We start from the raw sequence: 22,044 nt of genomic DNA, 5'->3' as shown, positions 1-22,044 counted from the left end.
CTGGCCTGTTGCGCGGCCATTTTGCCGTGCAGCAGACGCCATTCCCTTGCTCTGCACGGCAGCGTTTGACGGTTCGCATCGGGCCGATTTTTGCGCCTTGCCTGTGCATTTCCTGCCTGTTTTTTGCGCACCGCAACATCGATAATGTTTGCATCAGGAGCGCCGCTGGCTTATAAATGTAATCGATTACATTTTATTGAAGAGCACCATGCCAGCAGCCGTTCCTTCGCCGTTACCGACTGAAACCGTCTCCATCAGCGCCGTTGCCGCGCATGCGGGGGTGTCGGTGGCCACTGTCTCGCGCGTGATGAATGAGCAGAGCGGGGTACGGGCGCCCACGCGCGACAAGGTGCTGGCGTCGGTGGCCGCGCTGGGCTACCGCATGAACCACCTGGCGCGCAGCCTGCGCACGGCGGAGAGCCGCATGCTGCTGACCATGGTGCCCGACGTGGGCAACCCGTTCTATGCGCAGATCGTGCGCGGCATCGACACGGTGGCGCGCGAGCATGGCTATTTCGTCTTGCTGTGCGACACGGGCGCCGACGCCGGGCGCGAGCGCTCGTATTTCGACTTGCTGCGCATGCACCGCGCCGATGGCGCCATCTGCCTCGATCCGGACACGGTGCAGCATGCGCTGTCGCATGAGTCCGCCAGCCTGCCATGGGTGGCGTGCTGCGAATTCGACCCCGGCGTGGCCGTGCCCTATGTCGGCATCGACAACCACCGCGCCGCCTCCGACGCCGTCGCGCATCTGCTGGCGCGCGGCCACACGCGCATCGGCCTGATCAATTCGGACGAGCGCTACCTGTACGCGCGGCAACGCCAGCAAGGCTACCTGGACACGCTGGCGGCGGCCGGCCAGCCCGTGCAGCCGCAGTGGGTGCACACGGTGCAAAGCCTCGACTATGCGGCCGGCACGCAGGCGGCGCTGGACATGATGGCGCAGCCCGATGCGCCGACGGCCATCTTTGCCGTCTCCGACACCCTGGCCATCGGCGTGCTGAGCGCGCTGCGGCAGCTGGGCAAGCGCGTGCCGCAGGACGTGGCCGTGATCGGCTTCGACGATATCGCCATTGCCGCGCAGATCGATCCCGGCCTCACGACGATTGCGCAACCGATGCGCGAGCTGGGCGAGACGGCGGCGCGCCTGCTGCTGCAACGGCTGGCGGACCCGGCGGCCAGTGTGCCTGGCGTGCTGCTGCAACACCAGTTAATTTTGCGAGGGAGTGCATAGTGAGCGTTGCCGTCGGTTTTGAAGGGGTCTGCAAGGATTTCGGCCCCGTGCGCGTTTTGCATGGCGTCAGTTTTACCCTGTCGCCGGGGCGCGTGTATGGCTTGCTGGGCGAAAATGGCGCCGGCAAGTCGACCCTGATGAAAATTCTCGCCGGCTACGAAGGCGTGAGCGAAGGGCAATTGCTGATCGATGGCCAGCCCCAGCGCTTTGCCAGTTCGCGCGCGGCGGAGTCGGCTGGCATCGTGCTGATCCACCAGGAATTCAACCTGGCCGAACACCTGACGGTGGCGCAAAACATGTTCTTGGGCCATGAAAAGACGCGCGGCTGGCTGTTGGACGAGGCCGCCATGGGGGAAGAGGCGTCGCGCTATCTGAAACAGGTGGGCCTGGACGTCTCGCCCGATACAAAAATCCGCGACCTCATCGTCGCCGAGAAACAGCTGGTGGAAATCGCCAAGGCCCTGTCGCGCCGCGCCCGCTTCCTGATCATGGATGAGCCGACCGCCACCCTGACGTCTTCGGAAACCCAGCGTTTGTTTGCCGTGATGGCGCAGCTGAAAGCGGACGGCGTGACCATCCTCTACATTTCCCACAAGCTCGATGAAGTCGAGCGCAACACGGACGAGGTCATCGTCATGCGCGACGGGCGTTTTGTCACGCGCGAGCCGACGGCCAGCCTCACGCGCCAGCAGATGGCGAACCTGATGGTGGGACGCGAATTGTCCGACATGTTCCCGGCCAAAGTGGTGCTGTTGAAAGACGCTCCCGTGTTGCTGAAAGTGCAGGGCTTGTGCGTGCCCGGCTGGGCGAAAGAGCTGTCGTTCGAGGTGCGCGCCGGCGAGGTATTGGGCTTTGCGGGCCTGGTGGGCGCGGGGCGCACGGAATCGTTCGAGGCCTTGCTGGGCTTGCGTCCGCGCAGCGCGGGTGTGATCCATCTCAATGGCCAGCCCGTGGATATCCGCACCCCCAAGCAAGCCATGCAGCACGGCATGACGTATCTGAGCGAAGACCGCAAGGGCAAGGGCTTGCACGTGAACCTGGGCTTGCGTGAAAACCTCACCATGATGACGATGGAGCGCTATGCGCGGCCGTGGCTCGATGTGGCAGGGGAAAAAGCGGCGCTGGCCAAGGCCGTGGCGGACTTCAATATCCGCACGGGCGACCTGGACAGCCGCGCGCGCATGCTGTCGGGTGGCAACCAGCAAAAGCTGGCGCTGGCGAAATACCTGCACTCTGACCCGCGTGTCGTCGTGCTGGACGAGCCGAGCCGTGGCGTGGACGTGGGCGCCAAGCGCGACATATATTTCCTGATCCACCGCCTGGCCGCCGAAGGGCGTGCCGTGATCGTGATTTCATCCGAACTGATCGAATTGATCGGCCTGTGCCACCGGGTCGCCGTGATGCGCGCCGGCACCTTGCAGGCCACCCTGTCTGCTGACCACCTGACTGAAGAGGAGTTGATTGCCCATGCAACCGGCACGCACTGATACGAGCGTATCCCCCCTGGCCCAATTCGGCGCGCGCATCAAGGGCTTTGGCCCCGTGCTGGGCCTGTTATCTCTGTGCATCGCGGGCACCTTGCTCAATGGCGACTTCGCCACTGTCGACAACCTGATGAACGTGCTCACGCGCACGGCGTTTATCGGCATCATCGCCGTCGGCATGACTTTCGTGATTATTTCCGGTGGCATCGATTTGTCCGTCGGCTCGATGGCGGCCCTGATCGCCGGCTGCATGATCTATTTCATGAATGCGCTGGCGCAAGGCGCGGGCGGCGACCTGGCGCCCATCACCATGCTGGTGCTGGGCATTGCCATGGCCCTGGTCCTGGGCGCCGGTTTTGGCCTGATGCATGGCTTGTTGATCAGCAAGGGAAATATCGAACCGTTCATCGTGACGCTGGGCACGCTCGGCATCTTCCGCGCAGTGCTCACCTACCTGGCGGACGGCGGCGCGCTGACCCTGGACGCTACCCTGTCCGAGCTGTACAGCCCCGTCTACTACACGAGCGTGCTGGGCGCGCCGATACCCATCTGGATCTTTCTGTTCGTTGCGGCGGCCGGCGCCATCATCCTCAACCGTACGACCTTTGGCCGCCATGTGCAGGCGATTGGTTCCAACGAGCAAGTGGCGCGCTATGCGGCCATCAATGTCGACCGGGTCAAGATTGCCACCTACATGCTGCTGGGCGTCTGCGTGGGCATCGCCACGGTGCTGTACGTGCCGCGCCTGGGCTCGGCCACGCCGACCACGGGCCTGCTGTGGGAACTCGAAGCCATCGCCGCCGTCGTCGTCGGCGGCACGGCGCTGAAGGGGGGAGAGGGGCGCATCGTCGGCACCGTGATCGGCGCCATCCTCTTGTCCGTGATCAGCAATATCCTGAATTTGACCAGCATCATCAGTGTCTACCTGAATGCCGCAGTGCAAGGCGTGGTGATCATCGCCGTCGCCTTCCTGCAGCGAGGCCGCAAATAAAACAAGAGCGGCGTTCTGAAAGGGCAGCCAACGGGCGCCCACAACCTTGGAGGAGAGCAGCATGAAGAGCTTTAGACGGGTAGCAGGGATGGCAGTGCTGGTGATGCAGGCGTGGGCGCTGCCGATGGGGCACGCGCAGGCGGCGGAGAAGCTGGTAGTCGGCGTGGCCATTCCCACGGCCACGCACAGCTTTACTTCCGGCATCGTCTGGTGGGCGAACCAGGCCAAGGCGGAACTTGAGAAAGCGCATCCGGGGCTGAAAATCATCGTCAAGACGGCCGCCACGGCGCCCGAACAGGCGAACCAGCTGCAGGACATGTTGACGGTGAATAAGATCAACACCTTGGTGATCTTCCCCATCGAGTCGGCCTCGCTGACGCAGCCCGTGGCGCAAGTGAAAAACAAGGGCGTGTACGTGACGGTGGTCGACCGCGGCTTGACGAACACGCAGTCGCAGGATGCCTACATCGCCGGCGACAACACGGCGTTTGGCAAGCTGCCGGCCGAGTACCTGGCGAAAAGCCTGAATGGCAAGGGCAATATCGTCGTGCTGCGCGGCATGCCGACCACCCTGGACAACGAGCGCTTTGACGCGTTCAGTGCCGTCATGAAAGGCCATCCCGAGATCAAGGTGCTGGACGCCAAGTACGGCAACTGGAACCGCGACGATGCCTTCAAGGTCATGCAGGATTATCTGACCCGCTTCAAGCACATCGACGCCGTCTGGGCCGCCGATGACGACATGGCCATCGGCGTGCAAAAAGCCATCGCGCAAGCCAAGCGCACGGACATCAAGCAAGTGTTCGGCGGTGCGGGCGCCAAGGGCGCCGTGAAAAAGATCATGGACGGCTCCGACCCGCTGATCGTCGCCGATGTGTCGTACTCGCCGAAGTTCATGTACGACGCCATCAAACTGACGACGGAAGCGCGCCTGAAAGGTGATAAATTGCCGGCCAACACGATCATCCCCTCGGTGCTGATCACGCGCGAGAATGCCAAGCAGTTTTACTTTCCGAACTCGCCTTTTTGATTTAAGTCATAACCCGAAGGGCAAGAATCCGGGGGCGGACCCTGAGGGTCCCACCCCGGCACTTTGCCTCAAGGGTTAATTTTTACAGGATACCCATGAAAACCATCCAGGGCCCGGCCATTTTCCTGGCCCAGTTTCTCGGCGATGCGCCGCCGTTCGATTCGCTCGAACACCTGGCGCAATGGGCGGCCGGCCTGGGCTACAAGGGCTTGCAACTGCCGACGGCGCCGCGCCTGTTTGACCTGGAACAGGCGGCGGCCAGCCAGCAGTATTGCGATGATGTGACAGCCTTGCTGGCGCGCCATGGCTTGCAGGTGACGGAACTGTCGACGCATTTGCAGGGCCAGCTGATCGCCGTGCATCCCGCCTACGACGCGCTGTTCGACGGCTTTGCGCCCGAACATGTGCGTGGCGATACGGCTGCGCGCACGGCCTGGGCCACGCAGCAACTGCTGTGGGCGGCTAGCGCCTCGCAGAGGCTGGGCTTGACGGCGCACGTGACGTTTTCCGGCGCGCTGGCCTGGCCGTATCTGTACCCGTGGCCGCAGCGTCCGGCCGGCCTGGTGGAAACGGCGTTCGCCGAACTGGCCAAGCGCTGGCTGCCCATCCTCGATGCATTCGACGCGGCGGGCGTGGACCTTTGCTATGAGCTGCATCCAGGCGAGGATTTGCATGACGGCGTGACTTTCGAGCGTTTTCTTGCCGCCGTCAACGATCACCCGCGCGCCTCGATCTTGTACGACCCCAGCCACTTCGTGCTGCAGCAGCTCGACTACCTGGCTTTCATCGACATCTATCACGCGCGCATCAAGGCGTTTCACGTCAAGGATGCGGAATTCCGGCCCAACGGGCGCCAGGGCGTGTATGGCGGTTATGCCGACTGGCAAGACCGGGCCGGCCGCTTCCGCTCGCTGGGCGATGGGCAGATCGACTTCAAAGCGATCTTTTCCAAGATGGCGCAGTACGATTTCCCGGGCTGGGCCGTGCTGGAGTGGGAGTGCTGCCTGAAGCACCCGGAAGATGGCGCGGCTGAAGGGGCGCGTTTCATCCGCGAGCACATCATCCACGTGGCCGAACACGCGTTCGACGATTTTGCAGGCAGCGCGGTTGACCAGGATCAAATTCATCACTTGCTTGGCTTGAAATAAGGAGACGACATGCAGCGACGTTTACGGCTGGGCATGGTAGGGGGCGGGCAGGGCGCGTTCATCGGTGCCGTGCACCGCATCGCGGCGCGCATCGATGACCAGTACGAACTGGTGGCGGGTGCCCTGTCGTCCGATCCGCAGCGCGCCCGCGACAGCGGCGCCGCGTTGCACCTGGCGCCAGAGCGCTGCTACAGCGACTACCGCGCCATGGCGCAGGCGGAGGCGGCCAGGGCGGACGGCGTCGAGGCCGTGGCCATCGTCACGCCGAATCACCTGCACGCGCCCGTCGCCACGGCTTTCATGCAGGCGGGCATCCACGTGATCTGCGACAAGCCGCTGGGCATCTCTCTGGCGGAAGGCCAGGCACTGGCGGCGCTGGCCGAGCAAAAAAACCTGCTGTTTGCGCTCACGCATACCTACAGCGGCTATCCGCTCTTGCGCCATGCGAAAGCCATGGTCGAGGCGGGCGAGATCGGTGAGTTGCGCCTCGTGCAAGTCGAGTATTCGCAGGACTGGCTGGCCGACGCGATCATTGCAGGAGGCATGAGCGAAGGCAACTGGCACAACGACCCGCTGAAAGCCGGGCCTGGCGGCACCCTGCTCGACGTCGGCTTGCATGCCTACCACCTGGCGCAATTCGTCAGCGGATTGACGCCGCAGGCCGTGCTGGCGGAACTGTCGACGTTTGTACCGAACCGTAGCCTCGATGACCACGTGCAAGTGATGCTGCGCTATGCCAACGGAGCCAAGGGCACCCTGTGGGCCAGCCAGGTGGCGACCGGTTGCGAAAACACGGTGCGCCTGCGCCTGTTCGGCAGCAAGGCGCAGCTGGATTTCGACCAGGAACAGCCGAACCAGCTGTGGTGCACGCCGCAGGGCGGCAACCGCCAGCTGTTGCGTCCGGGCCGGGTCGACAGTGCGGCCGCGCGCCACGCCACGCGGGTGCCGGCTGGCCATCCGGAAGGCTATCTGGAAGCGTTCGCGCAGCTGTATCTGGATGCCGCCCTGGCCATCCGCGCGCTGCAGGCGGGCTTGCCCGTGCCCAGGGAAGCCAGCTGGCTGCCCACTGTCAACGATGGCGTGGCGGGACTGGCCTTTGCCGAAGCCGTGCTGCGCAGCCATGCGGCGGGTGCCAGCTGGACGGCGCTGGCGGACTGTTAAACTGGGCGCATGAGCACGCCCTTGACCACCCCTACTTTCACCATCACCATCGTCCCGCAAGGCTGGCAATTCCCGGCCGAGGCGGGCACAACCTTGCTGGCCGCCGCCGAGCTGGCCGGCATCCGCCTGCTCAGCTCCTGCCGCAACGGCACCTGCCGCACCTGCATCTGCCATATGCCAGAGGGCAAGGTGCGCTACACGGTGGACTGGCCCGGCATCAGTCCCGATGAACGCCTCGATGGCTACATCCTGCCCTGCGTGGCCGTGGCGGAAAGCGATGTGTCATTGCAGGCGCGCGCCGTGCGCAAGCAGGCCTAGCGCCCGGTGAGATTGTGTGAGATTTTGGGCTGGTTTCCATGTTATAAAGATGGCCAGAGTTTCAAGTTCACCTCTATCGTGGAGGAAATGAAACGCAACCTGGACATGGCATGACTACTTTCTTGACAGCGCGGCTGCGGATCGCTGCATACCCGTTAACCGTGCTTGGTTTCCTGTCCCTGGCCGCGTGCGGCGGCGGGGGCGAATCGCCGGAACAGGCGATGAATTTGTCGCAGGTCAATCTCAATTGCGTGCAGCAGCCGGGTGAAACCTGCAACAAGGTCCAGGCGACCGTGATGCTTTACGCCAAGGTGACGGACCAGCGGCCACTGTGGGAGGAAAAGCCGTCCGCAGGCAGCAAAGTGTTCGATTCGGTCAACCGTGTCAAGCAGCCTGATGGTTCCTGGCTGATGGACTTCAGCGTCAAGCCGGGCCTGGCAGAAGGCACGTACACAGGGACGGTGGATTTTTCCGTTCTCGTCAGCCCCTTTCCCGGCACGCCCAATTACCAGCCGCGCACAGCCAGCTACAGCATCACGGTGGTGGGCATGAAGGGCACCCTGTCGCCCCTGCGCCAGCTGTCCGGCGCCACCGACTGGGAGGGCTACAACGGTAATGCAGCGCACACGGGCTTCGTGCCCGCCACGCTGGACGCGAGCAAATTTACGCGCCGCTGGTCATGGAAGAGCACGGCAAGCATCAACGGCGTCAGCACCAGAATCAGTCCGCTGGTCACGGCGAATGGTTACGTGTATTTCAATGAAGAAGTGGCCATAGACGATAGCGCCGAGCGATTCAAATACATCTACACCTACCGCTTGTCGGCCCTGTCGGAAACCGATGCTACCGCGGCGTGGCAAACGGAGCTGAAGCTGGGCGACGTGCTGGGCGCGCCTGGCGTGGCAGGCAACCGGCTGGTCATGGCAGGGATTAACGATGCCTATACCTTCAATGCGCAGTCCGGCGCCAGGCTGGCCGTGGTCCGGCAGCCCAATACCAACGGGCTCCTGGTCGCCACCTCGCAGCTGACGGCGCCGACCTTGTTCGACGGGAATGCCTATCTCGGCGGCAATAATGACGTGATGCGGCTGGATGCGACGACGGGACAGAACCGCTGGTCGACGAGCCTGGACTTGCCCAAGCTGGGCAATGTGGACGAATGGACGCCTGCCGTCAATGCCGGCACCGTCTATAGCAATGCGGCAGGTACCTTGACGGCCTTCAATATTGCCGACGGCAGCAAGCGTTTCAGCGTGGCCGTGCCGGGCCAGGTAATCGGTGGCACTGGCAAGAGCTCCTTGCGCCAGGCGCCCGTGCTGGTCGATGACAATAGCGTGCTGCTGCTGAACCAGCGGCCGTATCCAGGCAAGTCGGTCGACAACAGCTTGAGCCTGGTCGACGCGGGCAGCCGCAGCGTGCGCTGGACGGTCAGCGGCCGCTTCACCACCCAGCCCGTGGTGGCGCGCGGCGTGATTTATGTGGGCAACGACAGTGGCAAGGTGATCGAGGCGCGCAACGTCAGCGACGGCGCCGTGTTGTGGACCTGGCCGCTGGCCAGCGTGGGCGAAGAGGCACTCAATGGCGACTTGATCGTGACCAACAACCTGCTGTTTATAGCTGGCGGCAAGCACACCCATGCGCTCGATCTGGCCAGCCGCCAGGCGGCATGGACCTATCGCCTGAGCGGCACCCTGTCGTTGTCGCGCAATGGGGTGCTGTATATCCGCTCGGCGCAAGGTGTGTCTGGCAGCAATATCGGCTATTTGACGGCCATCAACCTGCAGTAACGGCGGGGCGGTGGCCCGCTAGGGCTGGCTACCGCCCTTGAGCCGCTGCAACAGCGCCTCCACGCTGTCGCCCACGGGCAAGCCGTGGCGGCGCAGCAGCTGCACGTGCAGCACCAGGTTTTCCAGCACCAGCTTGGCCGCCACGGCCAGCAAGGCCAGGTTGCGGTCTTCCGGGCTGAAACTTTCCATGGCGTCGGCCATCTCGCACAGGTGGTTGGCGATCAGCCCGCGCAGTTCCTGCTCGTTGAAGGGCAGGTCGGCAAAGTCGATGGGATCGGCCACTTCCACTTCCTGCATCAGCACCGCTAGTTCTTCCGGGGTAATCGTCATGCCTGGCCTCCTTGTGTGCTTGCCTGCATTGTAGGGCATGCGCCATTGCATCATCCGCAAAGCGGACTAGAATGAGTCCAGGCCGACGACGTCGAAGGGCAGCATGGCGCAACTGCATTTTACCCGGCAACTGGCACGCTTTATGGACGTCCCCACGGTGGACGTGGCGGCGCCACGCCTGCGCGCCGCGCTTGATACCGCCTTTGCGCAGCAGCCGCGCCTGCGCGGCTATGTGCTCGACGAGCAGGGCGCCCTGCGTCCCAACGTGGTGATCTTCATCGATGGCGTGCGCTGCCGCGAACGGCGCGTGCTGGATGACGCCTTGCGGCCGGACAGCCAGGTGTATATCTTGCAAGCACTTTCCGGAGGTTGATATGAGTCAGCGCGCGTATCTCGGCACCCGCAAGGGCCTGTTCCAGTTCGACGTGGGCGATGACGGCGCCTGGCAGCTGGCGCTGGCGCATTTCGCCGGCGATCCCGTGTCCATGCTGCTGCACGACAGCCGCGACGGCGCCCTGTATGCGGCCTTGAACCTTGGCCACTTCGGCGCCAAGCTGCACCGGCGCGATGCCGGGGGCGCGTGGCAAGAGATCGCCGTGCCCGCCTACCCGGCCAAGCCCGAGGACAGCAGCGACACCATCGACTGGACCTTGCGGCAGATCTGGTCGCTGGCGGCCGGTGGCCCTGACCAGCCTGGCGTGCTGTGGGCGGGTACCTTGCCTGGCGGCCTGTTCCGTTCAAACGACCGCGGCGACAGCTGGCAGCTGGTGGAATCGCTGTGGAACGTGCCGCAGCGGGCGCAGTGGTTCGGTGGCGGCTACGACGTGCCCGGCATCCACAGCATCTGCGTCGACCCGCGCGACAGCAACAAAGTGCTGGTCGGCGTGTCGTGCGGCGGCGTGTGGCAAACGCTCGATGGCGGCGCCACCTGGGCCTTGAGCGCGACGGGCATGCGTGCCGACTACATGCCGCCCGAGCTCGATGAAAACGAGGCCGTGCAAGACCCGCACCGCATCGTGCGCAGCGCGGGCATGCCCGACGTGCTGTGGTGCCAGCACCATAACGGCATCTGGCGCTCGCAGGACGGGGGCTGGCACTGGCAGGAAGTGACGACGGCGCCGCTGTCGCATTTCGGCTTTGCCGTGGCCGTGCATCCGCGCGATGGCGACACGGCCTGGTTCGTGCCGGCGCAGGCGGACGTACTGAGGATTCCGCACGATGGCGCGCTGGCCGTGACGCGCACGCGCGATGGCGGGAAGACTTTCGAGGTCTTGCGCGAGGGCTTGCCGCAGCAGCATTGCTACGACCTGGTGTACCGCCACGGGCTGGCGCTGGCCGACGATGGGTGCAGTTTATTGATGGCGTCGACCACCGGCGGCGCCTGGTTTTCCGGCGATGGCGGCGCGCACTGGCAGACCATTTCCGCCCACTTGCCGCCCGTTTATACCGTCTGTTTTGCCACGCTGTAGTAGCACAGGAAGATATCGACGGCCAGTTCCGCCACTTCGCGCTGGCGTGCCTGGTTCAGCAGAGGCTCGCCCATGGTGATCTGCGGCCAGAAGGCAAAGGTTTTTAACGGTGCCATCAGCAGGTGGCCCACTTCCAGCGTCTCGCCCGCCTTGATGCGCCCGTCCTGCTGCGCCGCGCGGATCCAGATATTCAGGCCCGTTTCCTTTTCATTCAGGCGCGCCACCATGGCTTGCGCGCGCTCCGGCGAGTGGATGGTTTCGCCGAAGATCACGCGCGCCAGGTCGATGAAGGCCGCATCGCACAGCAGGGCCATTTTTTGCTCGACCAGGGCCAGCACTTGCGGCCGCAACGGCTGGTCGGCAACGTAGGGTACGGCAGGCTGGGCCATGCTGCTTTCCCACATGCGCTGCAGGATTTCCGCAAACAGTTCGTCCTTGCTGGGGAAATGGTTGTACACGGTGCGCTTGGAAACGGCGGCCGTGGCGGCGATCTTGTCCATGCTGGTCGCATCGAAACCATGCTCGCGGAACTCGGCGATGGCGGCATCGACGATGGCTACGCGCTTGCGGTCAGTGAGGCGTTGCGGTGAGGCCATGGCTGAAAATCTCCTTTGAAAACAATATTTTACACCTCCTGGTTTACTTTGCTTGAAATAGGAACTACACTGTGTAGTGTACTTTAATCCTTGCCTTTTACCTACCGGGCCGCATATGCACCTGCACCGCATCTTCTGCATTGTCTTTTTGGGAGTCCTGATCATCATGAGTTCTTGCACCTTGCGCGCCGAGCCTGCGGCGCCAGCTGAATCACCACAACGCCACGACGGCAAGTTCCGCAATCCCGTACCCATGTACAAGCTGGGTACGGCCGCGACGCTCAAGCTGATGTGGACCTTCTTTTTCAACAAGCCGGACAGTACCGTGCCTGTGGCGGCCGTGCCCGTGCAAGCGCTGACCCGGGCGCAGCTGCTGGCCGCGCCCGACAACACCCTATTTCGCCTGGGACACTCGACTCTGCTGCTGAAATTGAACAATGCCTTCTTCCTGACCGACCCCGTGTTTTCCGAACGCGCCTCGCCGGTGCAGTGGGCCGGTCCCAAGCGTTTTCACCAGCCGCCCATCAGCATCGAAGACTTGCCGCCGATTAAGGCCGTGATCCTCTCGCACGACCATTACGACCACCTCGACCATGCCGCCGTGCTGCAGCTGGCCGCCAAGACGGAGCAGTTCGTCACGCCGCTGGGCGTGGGCGATACCCTCGTCGAATGGGGCGTGCCCAAGGACAAGGTGCAGCAGTTCGACTGGTGGCAGGGCACGACGATCGCTGGCGTAAAACTCGTCGCCACGCCATCACAGCATTTTTCCGGCCGTGGCTTGTTTGATGGTAACAAGACGCTGTGGGCTTCATGGGTCATCGACGCGCCCGAGGTGCGCGTGTTTTTCAGCGGCGACTCCGGCTATTTCGACGGTTTCAAGCAGATCGGCGACAAGTACGGGCCATTCGACGTCACCATGATCGAGACGGGCGCCTACGACAAGCTGTGGCCGGACGTGCACATGCAGCCGGAACAAACCTTGCAGGCGCACCTGGATTTGCGCGGCAAGTGGCTGATGCCCGTGCATAACGGCACCTTCGACCTGGGCCTGCACGCCTGGCATGAGCCGTTCGACCGCATCACCGGGCTGGCGGCGAAACAGGGCGTGCGCCTGGCGACGCCGCAGATGGGCGAAGCGCTCGACCTGGCGCAGCCGAAGGCGGGTGAAAAATGGTGGCTGCCGATGCTGGCAGAGGAAATGGCGCAGTAAAGCTGTTCAGGCCGTCACGTCGATCAGGCGGCCCAGGGTCTGGCCGTAGCTGTTGAGCTGAGGTGAGCTTCTTGGCGCGGCCGGCGCGGCTTGCTGCGGCACGGCCACCTTGATCGTCTGGTCCAGCTGCGGCGCCTTGACGGCGGGCGCCGCGTCGGCTTGTGCTTGCTGGCTGCCGCGCTGCGTCTGGCTCAAGGTTTCCTGCTCCCGCGCCAGCGCCTGGCGGCTTTGCGCCAGTTGTTCGCTGTCGCGCTGCACCTGGTTCTGGCCCTGCTCGACCCTGCGTTGCGCCGTGGCCAGCGATGCCTGCAACTGATTGACGGACGTTAGCGATACCACATTGTTCACCTTTGAAGTAGGTCCAGGCGTGGGCGGAAGGGAGAAACAGGGGGCCGTTGCGCAGTCGCCAAATGCCGGGGGGCATGCGTGTTGGTCCGCGGGTAATCTTTACCTGAATCAAGAGTAGGACAAATTCTCGCACAGTTCCAGTAAATTATGCTTTCTTGATAATCTTATCGTGCGCGTCTGGCCAAGCGTGGCGCAGAAGGCGGTGGTCATGCCCCGGTCAAGAAGTGAGCACCCGCTTGCGTTGATAGTAATTGCCGACCTGCCATGTGTGGTGGATGCTGCAGGACAGACAGCTTGTGGTGTGAATCAAAATATTATTTTTTATGCATTAAATAAATTGTTGTTTTTCTACCATGCCGGCGCACGGTATTGCAGGGCCTGTTTGGCGCTCTGGGCTATAATTGACGGTCAGAGTTGGTTTCTTTTGCCATACAGACAGGTAGTTAATAATGAATCTCAAGAGCCTCGCAATTGCCCTTGGCATGTCGAAAACGACTGTCAGCAGGGCGTTGAACGGCTATCCGGAAGTCAATTCCCGCACCCGTGAAATCGTCCTGGCCGCCGCCAAGAAGGTGGGCTACCGGCCCAACCCGCTGGCGCGCAGCCTGGCCGTCGGCCGCACCAATGTGCTCGGCATGATCTACCCCTTGCTGCCCAGCGACCTGGGCGACAGCGTCTTCCTTTCCGTGGTCAATGGCATGTCCGACGCCGTCGAAGCGTCGAAGATGAGCCTGATCATCGCGCCTGTCTCGCCGCAAAACGAACAGCCCTCGTATGAAAACATGGTGCGCGGGCGCCAGGTCGATGGCCTGGTGGTAGGCCGCACCAAGGTGGTCGACGAGCGCATCGCCTACCTGACGAAAGTGGATTTTCCCTTTGTCGCGAATGGCCGCACGCGCATCGACGCGCCGTATGCATATTTTGACTACGACAACGATACGGGCATCGACCTGGCCGTGTCCTTCCTGGCGGTGCATGGCCACCAGCGCATCGCCCTGCTGAGCGCGCCGCTGGATCTGCATTTCGCGCTGGAGCGCAAGGAAAGTTTTATCCGCTGCATGGCGCAGGCCGGCCTGCAGCATGATCCCCGCTATCTGCTCGACAACTCGCTCGACCGCCGCAGCGGCTACCAGGCCATGCAGCAATTGCTGGCCTGCTCGCCGCGTCCCACGGCCGTCATCGTCGACAACCACTTGTCCGGCGTGGGCGTGGTGCGCGCCCTGATGGATGCGGGTGTCGAGATCGGCAAGGACATTTCCGTCATCGTCTGGGGCAACGTGGAAGACACCTTGATCGGCATCAACGTCACCACCATCGACCAGCCCGACCTGCGCCGCGCGGGCGCCAAGATGGTCGAGATGCTGCAGTCCTTGCTGGCCGGCACGCCGCCTGAAAAACTGCAGGAAATCTGGCAACCGGTGCTGTTGCCGGGGGCGACCGTGGGGCGCTGCCCGGATTAATAAAAAAAACGCAGAGCCGAGGCTCTGCGTTTTCATTTCAAGACCAGTCGACTGGCTTACGCCGCATGCTTGCTCCCATCGGCCAGCTTGGCCAGCAAGCGCGCCTTGTCCTGGCGATACGTGGCAACAGCGGCTTCCTTGACGTGGCCGAAGCCGCGGATTTTCTCCGGCAGGGACGCCAGTTCCACGCAGGTGGCCAGGTTGTCCGCCGTCAGGTTGACCAGCAGTCCGGCCAGCAGTTCGCGGTATTCGACGATGAGGGCGCGTTCCATCTTGCGTTCCTCCGTGTAGCCGAAGATGTCGAAGGTGCCGCCGCGCAAGCCTTTGGCTTTCGCCAGCAGCTTGAAGGCGCGCCACATCCAGGAGCCGAACTCCGCTTTCACGAGGTGGCCCTTGGCATCTTTCTTGGCGAACAGCGGTGGCGCCAGGTTGAATTTCACGGAGAAGTTACCTTCGAACTGCTGCTGCAATTGCTCGACGAAACGGCCATCCGTGTACAGCCGCGCCACTTCGTATTCATCCTTGTATGCGAGCAATTTGAAGTAGCTTTTCGCCACGGCCATCGACAGTTTCTGGCCCAGCCCGAGGGTGTTTTCGCGGTCGCGCACCTGTTTTACCAGCGTCGCATAACCGTCCGCATACGCGGCGTTCTGGTAGGCGGTGAGGAATTCCACGCGCTTCTTGATGACGCTGTCGAGGCTTTGCGGCATCTGCACGATGATGGCTTGCGCCGGCGTGGCGATCTGCGTCACCTTGCGCACGTCGACGGCGGCACGGCGGCCCCACAGGAAACTTTTCTTGTTCGCCTCGATGCCCACGCCATTCAACTCGATGGCGCGCAGCAGGGCCGCTTCCGTCAGCGGGATACGGCCCTTTTGCCAGGCGTAGCCGAGCATGAACAGGTTGGCGGCGATGGAGTCGCCCATCAGCGCGGTGGCCAGTTTGGTCGCGTCGATGAAGTCGGCCGCGTCGGCGCCGCCCACGGATTCCTCGATCAGCTGGCGTACTTCGGCCGTCGGATATTGCCAGTCGGCATTCTGCGCAAACGTGCCCGGCGGCTGCTCGTGCAGGTTGACGACGGCCAGGCTGCGGCCCGGACGCATTTTCGACACGGCATCCTGCGCGCCGGCCGTCAGCATGTCACAGCCCAGGATCAGGTCCGCTTCGCCGGTGGCGATGCGCTGGGCGCGGATATGCGCGGGGGAACGGGCGATTTTCACGTGCGAGGTGACGGAGCCGTTCTTTTGCGACATGCCCGTCATGTCCAGCACGGATGCGCCCTTGCCTTCCAGGTGCGCCGCCATGCCCATCAGGGCGCCGACGGTGATGACGCCCGTGCCGCCGATGCCGTTGATGAGGATATTGTACGGCGCGTCGCAAGCGGGCAGCACCGGTTCCGGCAACGGGCCGAAGTTGTCCGTCTCGCCCGGCTTGCCGGCGCCCGTCTTGGTTTTTTTCAGGTTGCCGCCCTCGACGGTAACGAAGCTGGGGCAGAAACCCTTGGCGCACGAATAATCCTTGTTGCACGAGGATTGGTCGATGGTGCGCTTGCGGCCAAATTCCGTCTCCTTCGGCAAGATCGAGACGCAGTTCGATTGCACGCCGCAATCGCCGCAGCCTTCGCAGACGGCGTCGTTGATAACCATGCGTTTAGGCAAATCCGGATACTCGCCTTTTTTCCTGCGTCGGCGTTTTTCCGCCGCACAGGTCTGGTCGTAGATCAGCACGGACACGCCGGCTACTTCGCGCAGTTCGCGCTGCACGGCATCCATGTCCTTGCGGTCGTGCAAGGTCAGGTGGGCTGGCAGGTTGCTGCGGTCGCTGTAGCGCGTTAAATCTTCCGTCACCAGCGCGATGCGGGCGATGCCTTCGGCCGCCACTTGCTGCGCCATCATCGGCACGGTGATCAGGCCGTCCACGGGCTGGCCGCCCGTCATGGCGACGGCGTCGTTGTAGAGAATCTTGTAGGTGATGTTCACCTTGGCCGCCTGCGCGGCGCGAATGGCCAGATAGCCGGAATGGAAATACGTGCCGTCGCCCAGGTTCTGGAACACGTGCGGCAATTCCGAGAACGCGGCCTGGCCGATCCACGGCGCGCCTTCGCCGCCCATGTGGGTGGTCAGCTTGTTCATTTCCGGGTAGATCGAGGTGGCCATCACGTGGCAGCCGATGCCGGCCAGCGCAAGGCTGCCGTCGGGCACCTTGGTCGAGGTATTGTGCGGGCAGCCGGAGCAGTAGAAGGCGGGGCGGAACGGCGTGTTCACGGCTTTCTTCAAGACCGCATCCTTGGCGTCGAGGAAACTTAATCTCGCCTTGATCAGGTCGCACGTGACGGGGTCGGAAATCAGGCGCGCGATGCGGCTGGCGATGACTCTTGCCACTTGCGAGACGGAAAAGTCCGCCTTCGATGTCAGCAGCCATTCGCCACGCGGCGCCACCCATTCACCCTTTTCGTCGAACTTGCCGATGACGCGCGGGCGCACGTCGTCGCGCCAGTTGTACAGCTGCTCTTTTAACTGGTATTCGACGATCTGGCGCTTTTCTTCGACGACGAGAATTTCATCGAGGCCTTGCGCGAATTCGCGCACGCTGTCCGGTTCCAGCGGCCACGGCATGGCCACCTTGAACAGCCTCATGCCGACGTCGGCCGCCATCTGCTCGTCGATGCCCAGCTCTTCCAGCGCTTCGAGCACGTCCAGATACGATTTGCCGGAGGCAATGATGCCCAGCTTGGCGTTCGGGCTGTCGATGGTTGTGTGGTTGAGCTTGTTTTCGCGCGCGTAGGCCAGGGCCGCATAGATCTTGTAATCCTGCATCAGCGCTTCCTGGTTGCGCGCCTGCTGGCCCAGCGGGATGCTCGACAGGCGCGCGTTCAGGCCGCCTTCGGGCATGATGAAATCCTGCGGAATTTTCACTTCCACGCGGAACGGGTCGGCGTCGATGGAAGCCGACGATTCGACCGTGTCGGCCAGCGCCTTGAAGGCCACGGTGCAGCCGGAAAAGCGCGACATGGCCCAGCCGTGGATGCCCAGGTCCAGGTATTCCTGCACATTGCACGGATACAGGACGGGGATCATCGAGGCGGAAAACAGGTGGTCGGACTGGTGCGGCAGGGTTGACGAATAGGCGCCATGGTCGTCGCCGGCCACCAGCAGCACGCCGCCGAGTTTTGACGTTCCCGCATGGTTCATGTGCTTGAAGACATCGCCGCAGCGGTCCACGCCAGGGCCCTTGCCGTACCACATGGCGAACACGCCATCGTACTTGGCCGGACCGATCAGGTCGACCTGCTGCGAACCCCAGACGGCCGTCGCGGCCAGGTCTTCATTGACGCCGGGCACGAACTGCACGTGGTGCGCTTCCAGCTGCTTTTTCGCTTTCCACAGGTTTTCATCGAGGCCGCCCAGGGGCGAGCCGCGGTAGCCGGAAATGAAGCCGGCCGTGTTCAGTCCGGCGGCCTGGTCGCGCAGGCGCTGCATCATGGGCAGGCGCACGAGGGCCTGGATGCCGGACAGGAAGATGGCGCCGGAAGTGGCCGTATATTTGTCGTCGAGGCTGACGGTGGTCAAACGGGAAGTGTCTGGGGGCGTAGATGGCGCGGCACCGGCGTTTCTAGCGAACGCTGCGGAGCCGTTTTCCGTGGTTACGGACATGGCTGTCTCCAAAATGGTGTTTCAGATAGCGGCTGTACAAGGGATGCGCCCGGTAAGGCGCGCACTGTGCAGACGGGCTGGCCGCGTGTGGGCGGCACATAACTATTTTAAATTTAAAATAGTTAACGTGGTCAGTGTAGAACGGGGATGGGGAAGGGGCAAATACGCTTTGCCGATGGGGGTATAAGAAATACTTATGTTGCAGGCGAGAGCACATGCGCCCCCACCCAGCGCCCGCTCCCGCACAGCTCGGCAGCCACTTGCAGCACGAGGTTTTTCACGGCGTTGCCCGCATTGGTGAGGGGGATGTTTTTCGAGGCGCACAGGGCCACCGTGCGCGACAGGACGGGGCTGTGGATGGCGTAGCTGCGCATGGCGCCGCTGTCGAGTTCTGCCAGCAGCGGTGCGGCCGGCAGGATGGTGGCGCCCATGCCGGCCAGGATGGCCGACTTCAGGATGGCGATCGAATTGATTTCAATGATGTTGGCGGCCGCCAGGCCCAGTTCGCGGGCGCGGCTGTCGATGCGCGGGCGCACGCCATGTTGCAGGCCCGGCAGGATCAGGGTGGCGTCCAGGGCTTGCTGGAAAGACAGCGCCTTGCCGGCGGGCGCGAAGGGGGAATCGCTGCGGCAGATGAAACACATGGCTTCTTCCACCAGGGGGCTGCAGGTAAACGGCGTCAGCTGGCCATCGTCGAACAGCACAGCCAGGTTGATGCGGCCCGATTTCAGTTGTTCATTGAGGTTGCCCGTGATCTCTTCCGTCAGCTGCAGGGTGATTTCCGGGTAGCGCTCGCGCGCGGCCAGCAGCAGGGGCAGGGCCAGCGCGCCGGAAATGCTGTGCGGCAGCCCCAGGGTGACGTTGCCGGACGGCCGCGTGGCGCTTTGCGTGACGGCCGAACGGGCGTCGGCCACCTGCTTCAGGATGGCTTGCGCGTGTTCGTAAAACACCTTGCCCGCATCGGTGCTGAGCACGCCTTGCGCCGAGCGGTGCAGCAGCTGCACGCCCAGTTCCTCTTCCAGCTGGCGCAGCTGCTGCGTCAGGGCCGGCTGCGCCACGTGCAGGACCAGGGCCGCGCGCGACAGCGAGCCGTGGTCGACGATGGCAACAAAGTAGCGTAATTGGCGCAGTTCCATGGATCCCAGACGCGGTGCGTGCGCGATTGCCCGGCAAGTGCCGGCAACAGTGCGGTGATGGTAAAAATCGGGCTGTTGCGCCACGTTGCCACAGGCGGCCAGCGCAATAACATTTTTGTTATACTCATTCTAGCGCCTCCGGTGCTCCAGCCGTGTATTTGTGGGATGACAGCATGCTCAAGAAAGTTGATTCCGCGCAATTAAAAGTCGGCATGTACATCCATGACCTCAGCTGCGACTGGATGACGCATCCGTTCGTACGCAACCGTTTCCTGCTGCGCAGCGAGGAGGAAATCCGCAAGATCGTGCAGGCGGGCATCCACGACGTGGTGATCGACAGCGGCAAGGGCCTCGACGTGCAGGACGCGCCCACCGTGGCGCAGGCCAACGCGGAAACGGAACGCGAGCTGGTGCAGATCGCCTCGGCGCCGCAAGTGGTCACGCGCGTGTCGCTGGGCATGGAACTGGCGCGCGCCACGCAGGTGCGCCGGCAAGCGTCGAGCCTGGTGCGCACGGTGATGGCCGACGTGCGCCTGGGCAAGGCGGTCGAGATCGACCGCGTGCAGCACACGGTGCAAGATATCACCGAATCGATCCTGCGCAATCCCGGCGCCCTGGTCGGCTTGCTGCGCATCAAGAGCAAGGACGATTACACCTTTTTGCATTCGGTCAGCGTGTGCGCGCTGCTGGTGGCGTTTTGCCGCTCGCGCGGTCTCGATACGGCCACCACGCACCAGGCGGGCCTGGGCGGCTTGCTGCACGACACGGGCAAGGCGCTGGTGCCCGACAGCGTATTGAACAAGCCCGGCCCCCTGACGCCGGAAGAATTCATCCAGATCAAGCGCCATCCGCGCGACGGCTACGACATCTTGCTGCAGTCGCCGGAAGTGGGGCCGATACCGCTCGACATCACCTTGCACCACCATGAACGGCGCGATGGCAGCGGCTATCCGGACCAGCTGGCCGGCGACGCCATCAGCGAACTGGCGCAGATGGCCGCCATCGTCGACGTATATGACGCGCTGACTTCGGATCGCAGCTATCACAAGGGCATCCCCGCCGCCGAAGCCTTGCGCAAGATCTATGAATGGAGCAAATTCCACTTCAATCCCGTGTTTGCGCAGGACTTCATGCGCTGCGTGGGTATCTATCCGGTAGGCACCATGGTGATGCTGGAATCGGGCCGCCTGGCCGTCGTCATCGAGGCGCACGAGAGCAATTTGCTGGCGCCAAAAGTGAATGTATTTTTCAGTACGAAAAGCAAGACCTACATCAAGCCGGAAACAGTCGACCTGTCGCGCGGCTTCGGCTTCGGCGGCGCCGACAAGATCGTCGGCCATGAGTCGGCCGCCAAGTGGCAGGTCGATCCCATGCGCTTTCTTTCCCTCGCGGATGCCTGATCAGGTTTGTGGGTGTTGAGCGGGCGCGAAGACAGTCGCGCCTGCAACGCCGCCATGGGCGCTCAGCTGAACTTTCTCAGGTGCTGAACACTCAAAAGAATTCCGCCGTGTCGTTCGAGGCGATGGTGGTCAGCATGCCCTTGGCGACGAGTTCGTCATAGTGGCAAGCCAGGTTGCGGCCGTGGCTCTTGGCGTAGTACAAGGCCTGGTCGGCGCGGCCGAGGATGATGACGGGCGCCTCGTAGGCATTGATGCTGACGAAGCCGACGCTGACGGTGACTCGTCCCACTTGCGGAAAATCATGCGCTTCCACGTTGGTGCGGAAGCGGTCGATGATTTTCTGCGCGTTTTCCAGGGTGATCGAGCGCAGCAGCACGACGAATTCCTCGCCGCCGAAGCGGAAGATGCGGTCTTGCGAGCGGAACGACGATTGCAGCTGGTTGGCGATCAGGATCAGCACTTCATCGCCGTACAGGTGGCCGAACTTGTCGTTGACCAGCTTGAAGTGGTCGACGTCGATCACGGCCAGCCATTGGCGCTCCGTGTCCGTATGCTGGCGCCGTTCCTCGTCCGCGGGACGCGGCTTGTCCGCTTCCGGCTCGCCGCGGCTTTGCAGGATTTTTGCCAGCTGGTCGTCGAAGGTCTTGCGGTTCAACAAGCCGGTGAGCGAGTCGCGCTCGCTGTAGTCGAGCAGGTTCTGGAAATTGCGGTAGACGCTGACGATGCCGCCGATCACCTGGATGGTGGCGCCCGTGTATGGCGTGGGATTGGTGATTTCCAGGCAGGTGGTGACCTGGTCGCCGATCCAGATGGGCAGCCACAGCAGGTGGCGGCCATCGGCGCACAGGGTATCGGCGCTCGCTTCATGGCGCGCGATGCAGGCAGCCAGCGCCGGGTAGTCCGACACCGGCTCACCGGGCAGCGACGGATCGGGATTGTCTTCCATGCGGGCCACGCTGCCCGCCACGATGATGGCCCGCGACCGCACGAACACCTGGCCACGCACGGTGGTCAGGGCCAGCACACGGGTCTGCGACGCGGAAGCGAGTTCCTGGACCGCCGAGATCACGGAAATGTCGAGCATCGTGTGGTCGCGGTGCCCGGTCATGTCCACCATGTGTTTCAGTAGGGAATCCATTGTCGTTCTCTGGAAAGTAGTCACACAAGTGTCGTCATACCAGCATTGCATCAAGCAAGAGCATGTTCGCGTCCGTCTACAAGAAGCCAAGATTTATTTGGTGGCATGACGCTCTGTACCGCCGGGCGAGAGGCCTTTCCAAAGAAGAGCT

19 protein-coding genes are annotated in these 22,044 nt (G+C 63.1%); 13 read left to right on the top strand and 6 right to left on the bottom strand.

Annotation, left to right across the window (positions count from 1 at the left end; translation table 11 throughout):
• The first annotated feature begins 208 nt into the window (after nucleotides 1-208).
• The 8 genes from ACQ4WR_RS12015 to ACQ4WR_RS11980 all read left to right on the top strand — a co-directional run bounded on the left by ACQ4WR_RS12015 (nucleotide 209) and on the right by ACQ4WR_RS11980 (nucleotide 9,153).
• Nucleotides 209-1,234: a LacI family DNA-binding transcriptional regulator gene (locus ACQ4WR_RS12015; RefSeq protein ID WP_436487455.1), complete on the top strand. Its 1,026-nt coding sequence runs from the start codon at nucleotides 209-211 to the stop codon at nucleotides 1,232-1,234.
• The gene (locus ACQ4WR_RS12010) at nucleotides 1,234-2,721 is read left to right on the top strand and encodes a sugar ABC transporter ATP-binding protein (protein WP_436487453.1); all 1,488 of its coding nucleotides are present in this window, start codon (nucleotides 1,234-1,236) and stop codon (nucleotides 2,719-2,721) included. The genes ACQ4WR_RS12015 and ACQ4WR_RS12010 overlap by 1 nt, the downstream gene beginning before the upstream one ends.
• On the top strand, nucleotides 2,702-3,709 hold the full coding sequence (locus ACQ4WR_RS12005) for an ABC transporter permease (protein WP_102295423.1): 1,008 nt from the start codon (nucleotides 2,702-2,704) through the stop codon (nucleotides 3,707-3,709). The genes ACQ4WR_RS12010 and ACQ4WR_RS12005 overlap by 20 nt, the downstream gene beginning before the upstream one ends.
• Nucleotides 3,710-3,770: 61 nt before the next feature.
• Nucleotides 3,771-4,739 (top strand): substrate-binding domain-containing protein, encoded by a 969-nt coding sequence (locus tag ACQ4WR_RS12000; protein ID WP_436487450.1) that lies wholly within the window; start codon nucleotides 3,771-3,773, stop codon nucleotides 4,737-4,739.
• Between the two features lie 95 nt (nucleotides 4,740-4,834).
• A complete protein-coding gene (locus ACQ4WR_RS11995; RefSeq protein ID WP_102295420.1) occupies nucleotides 4,835-5,887 on the top strand; it encodes a sugar phosphate isomerase/epimerase family protein in 1,053 nt (350 codons plus the stop codon).
• Nucleotides 5,888-5,896: 9 nt separating this feature from the next.
• Nucleotides 5,897-7,048 (top strand): Gfo/Idh/MocA family protein, encoded by a 1,152-nt coding sequence (locus ACQ4WR_RS11990; protein ID WP_436487448.1) that lies wholly within the window; start codon nucleotides 5,897-5,899, stop codon nucleotides 7,046-7,048.
• Between the two features lie 21 nt (nucleotides 7,049-7,069).
• Nucleotides 7,070-7,366 (top strand): 2Fe-2S iron-sulfur cluster-binding protein, encoded by a 297-nt coding sequence (locus tag ACQ4WR_RS11985; RefSeq protein WP_436487446.1) that lies wholly within the window; start codon nucleotides 7,070-7,072, stop codon nucleotides 7,364-7,366.
• Nucleotides 7,367-7,476: 110 nt separating this feature from the next.
• A complete protein-coding gene (locus tag ACQ4WR_RS11980; protein ID WP_436487444.1) occupies nucleotides 7,477-9,153 on the top strand; it encodes an outer membrane protein assembly factor BamB family protein in 1,677 nt (558 codons plus the stop codon).
• 18 nt (nucleotides 9,154-9,171) lie between these two features.
• Here ACQ4WR_RS11980 and ACQ4WR_RS11975 read toward each other — a convergent pair whose 3' ends face one another.
• Entirely contained in the window at nucleotides 9,172-9,483 is a 312-nt protein-coding gene (locus ACQ4WR_RS11975) for a hypothetical protein (protein WP_102295412.1), read from the bottom strand.
• Nucleotides 9,484-9,586: 103 nt separating this feature from the next.
• Between ACQ4WR_RS11975 and ACQ4WR_RS11970 the strand changes: the two genes are divergently transcribed.
• Entirely contained in the window at nucleotides 9,587-9,856 is a 270-nt protein-coding gene (locus tag ACQ4WR_RS11970) for a MoaD/ThiS family protein (protein ID WP_436487442.1), read from the top strand.
• A gap of 1 nt (nucleotide 9,857) precedes the next feature.
• Nucleotides 9,858-10,952, top strand: a complete 1,095-nt coding sequence (locus ACQ4WR_RS11965) for a WD40/YVTN/BNR-like repeat-containing protein (protein ID WP_436487440.1) — start codon at nucleotides 9,858-9,860, stop codon at nucleotides 10,950-10,952.
• Here ACQ4WR_RS11965 and ACQ4WR_RS11960 read toward each other — a convergent pair.
• A complete protein-coding gene (locus ACQ4WR_RS11960; RefSeq protein ID WP_436487438.1) occupies nucleotides 10,925-11,548 on the bottom strand; it encodes a TetR/AcrR family transcriptional regulator in 624 nt (207 codons plus the stop codon). The two genes, ACQ4WR_RS11965 and ACQ4WR_RS11960, sit on opposite strands and share 28 nt — an antisense overlap.
• A gap of 166 nt (nucleotides 11,549-11,714) precedes the next feature.
• Between ACQ4WR_RS11960 and ACQ4WR_RS11955 the strand changes: the two genes are divergently transcribed.
• Complete coding sequence (locus tag ACQ4WR_RS11955; protein WP_102295430.1) at nucleotides 11,715-12,758, top strand: MBL fold metallo-hydrolase; 1,044 nt, start codon at nucleotides 11,715-11,717, stop codon at nucleotides 12,756-12,758.
• Between the two features lie 6 nt (nucleotides 12,759-12,764).
• On the opposite strand, the gene ACQ4WR_RS11950 is transcribed toward ACQ4WR_RS11955, so the two are convergent.
• A complete protein-coding gene (locus ACQ4WR_RS11950) occupies nucleotides 12,765-13,097 on the bottom strand; it encodes a hypothetical protein (protein ID WP_436487436.1) in 333 nt (110 codons plus the stop codon).
• A 458-nt stretch (nucleotides 13,098-13,555) separates the two neighbouring features.
• Here ACQ4WR_RS11950 and ACQ4WR_RS11945 point away from each other — a divergent pair, with 458 nt between their 5' ends.
• Entirely contained in the window at nucleotides 13,556-14,566 is a 1,011-nt protein-coding gene (locus tag ACQ4WR_RS11945) for a substrate-binding domain-containing protein (RefSeq protein WP_436487434.1), read from the top strand.
• A gap of 56 nt (nucleotides 14,567-14,622) precedes the next feature.
• On the opposite strand, the gene ACQ4WR_RS11940 is transcribed toward ACQ4WR_RS11945, so the two are convergent.
• Both ACQ4WR_RS11940 and ACQ4WR_RS11935 read right to left on the bottom strand, forming a co-directional pair.
• Entirely contained in the window at nucleotides 14,623-18,219 is a 3,597-nt protein-coding gene (locus ACQ4WR_RS11940; protein ID WP_436487432.1) for an indolepyruvate ferredoxin oxidoreductase family protein, read from the bottom strand.
• 194 nt (nucleotides 18,220-18,413) lie between these two features.
• Nucleotides 18,414-19,355, bottom strand: a complete 942-nt coding sequence (locus ACQ4WR_RS11935) for a LysR substrate-binding domain-containing protein (RefSeq protein WP_436487430.1) — start codon at nucleotides 19,353-19,355, stop codon at nucleotides 18,414-18,416.
• A 173-nt stretch (nucleotides 19,356-19,528) separates the two neighbouring features.
• Here ACQ4WR_RS11935 and ACQ4WR_RS11930 point away from each other — a divergent pair, with 173 nt between their 5' ends.
• On the top strand, nucleotides 19,529-20,755 hold the full coding sequence (locus ACQ4WR_RS11930; RefSeq protein WP_102295429.1) for an HD-GYP domain-containing protein: 1,227 nt from the start codon (nucleotides 19,529-19,531) through the stop codon (nucleotides 20,753-20,755).
• Between the two features lie 91 nt (nucleotides 20,756-20,846).
• Here the strand turns inward: ACQ4WR_RS11930 and ACQ4WR_RS11925 are convergent, their stop codons facing one another.
• Nucleotides 20,847-21,893, bottom strand: a complete 1,047-nt coding sequence (locus tag ACQ4WR_RS11925) for a GGDEF domain-containing protein (protein ID WP_102295397.1) — start codon at nucleotides 21,891-21,893, stop codon at nucleotides 20,847-20,849.
• Between the last annotated feature and the right edge of the window lie 151 nt (nucleotides 21,894-22,044).

It is taken from the genome of Janthinobacterium amylolyticum (assembly GCF_051380655.1).
Classification (GTDB): Bacteria; Pseudomonadota; Gammaproteobacteria; order Burkholderiales; family Burkholderiaceae_D; genus Janthinobacterium.
Note: the sequence above shows the minus strand (reverse complement) of the source record. Positions and strands in the feature narration are given on the sequence as shown.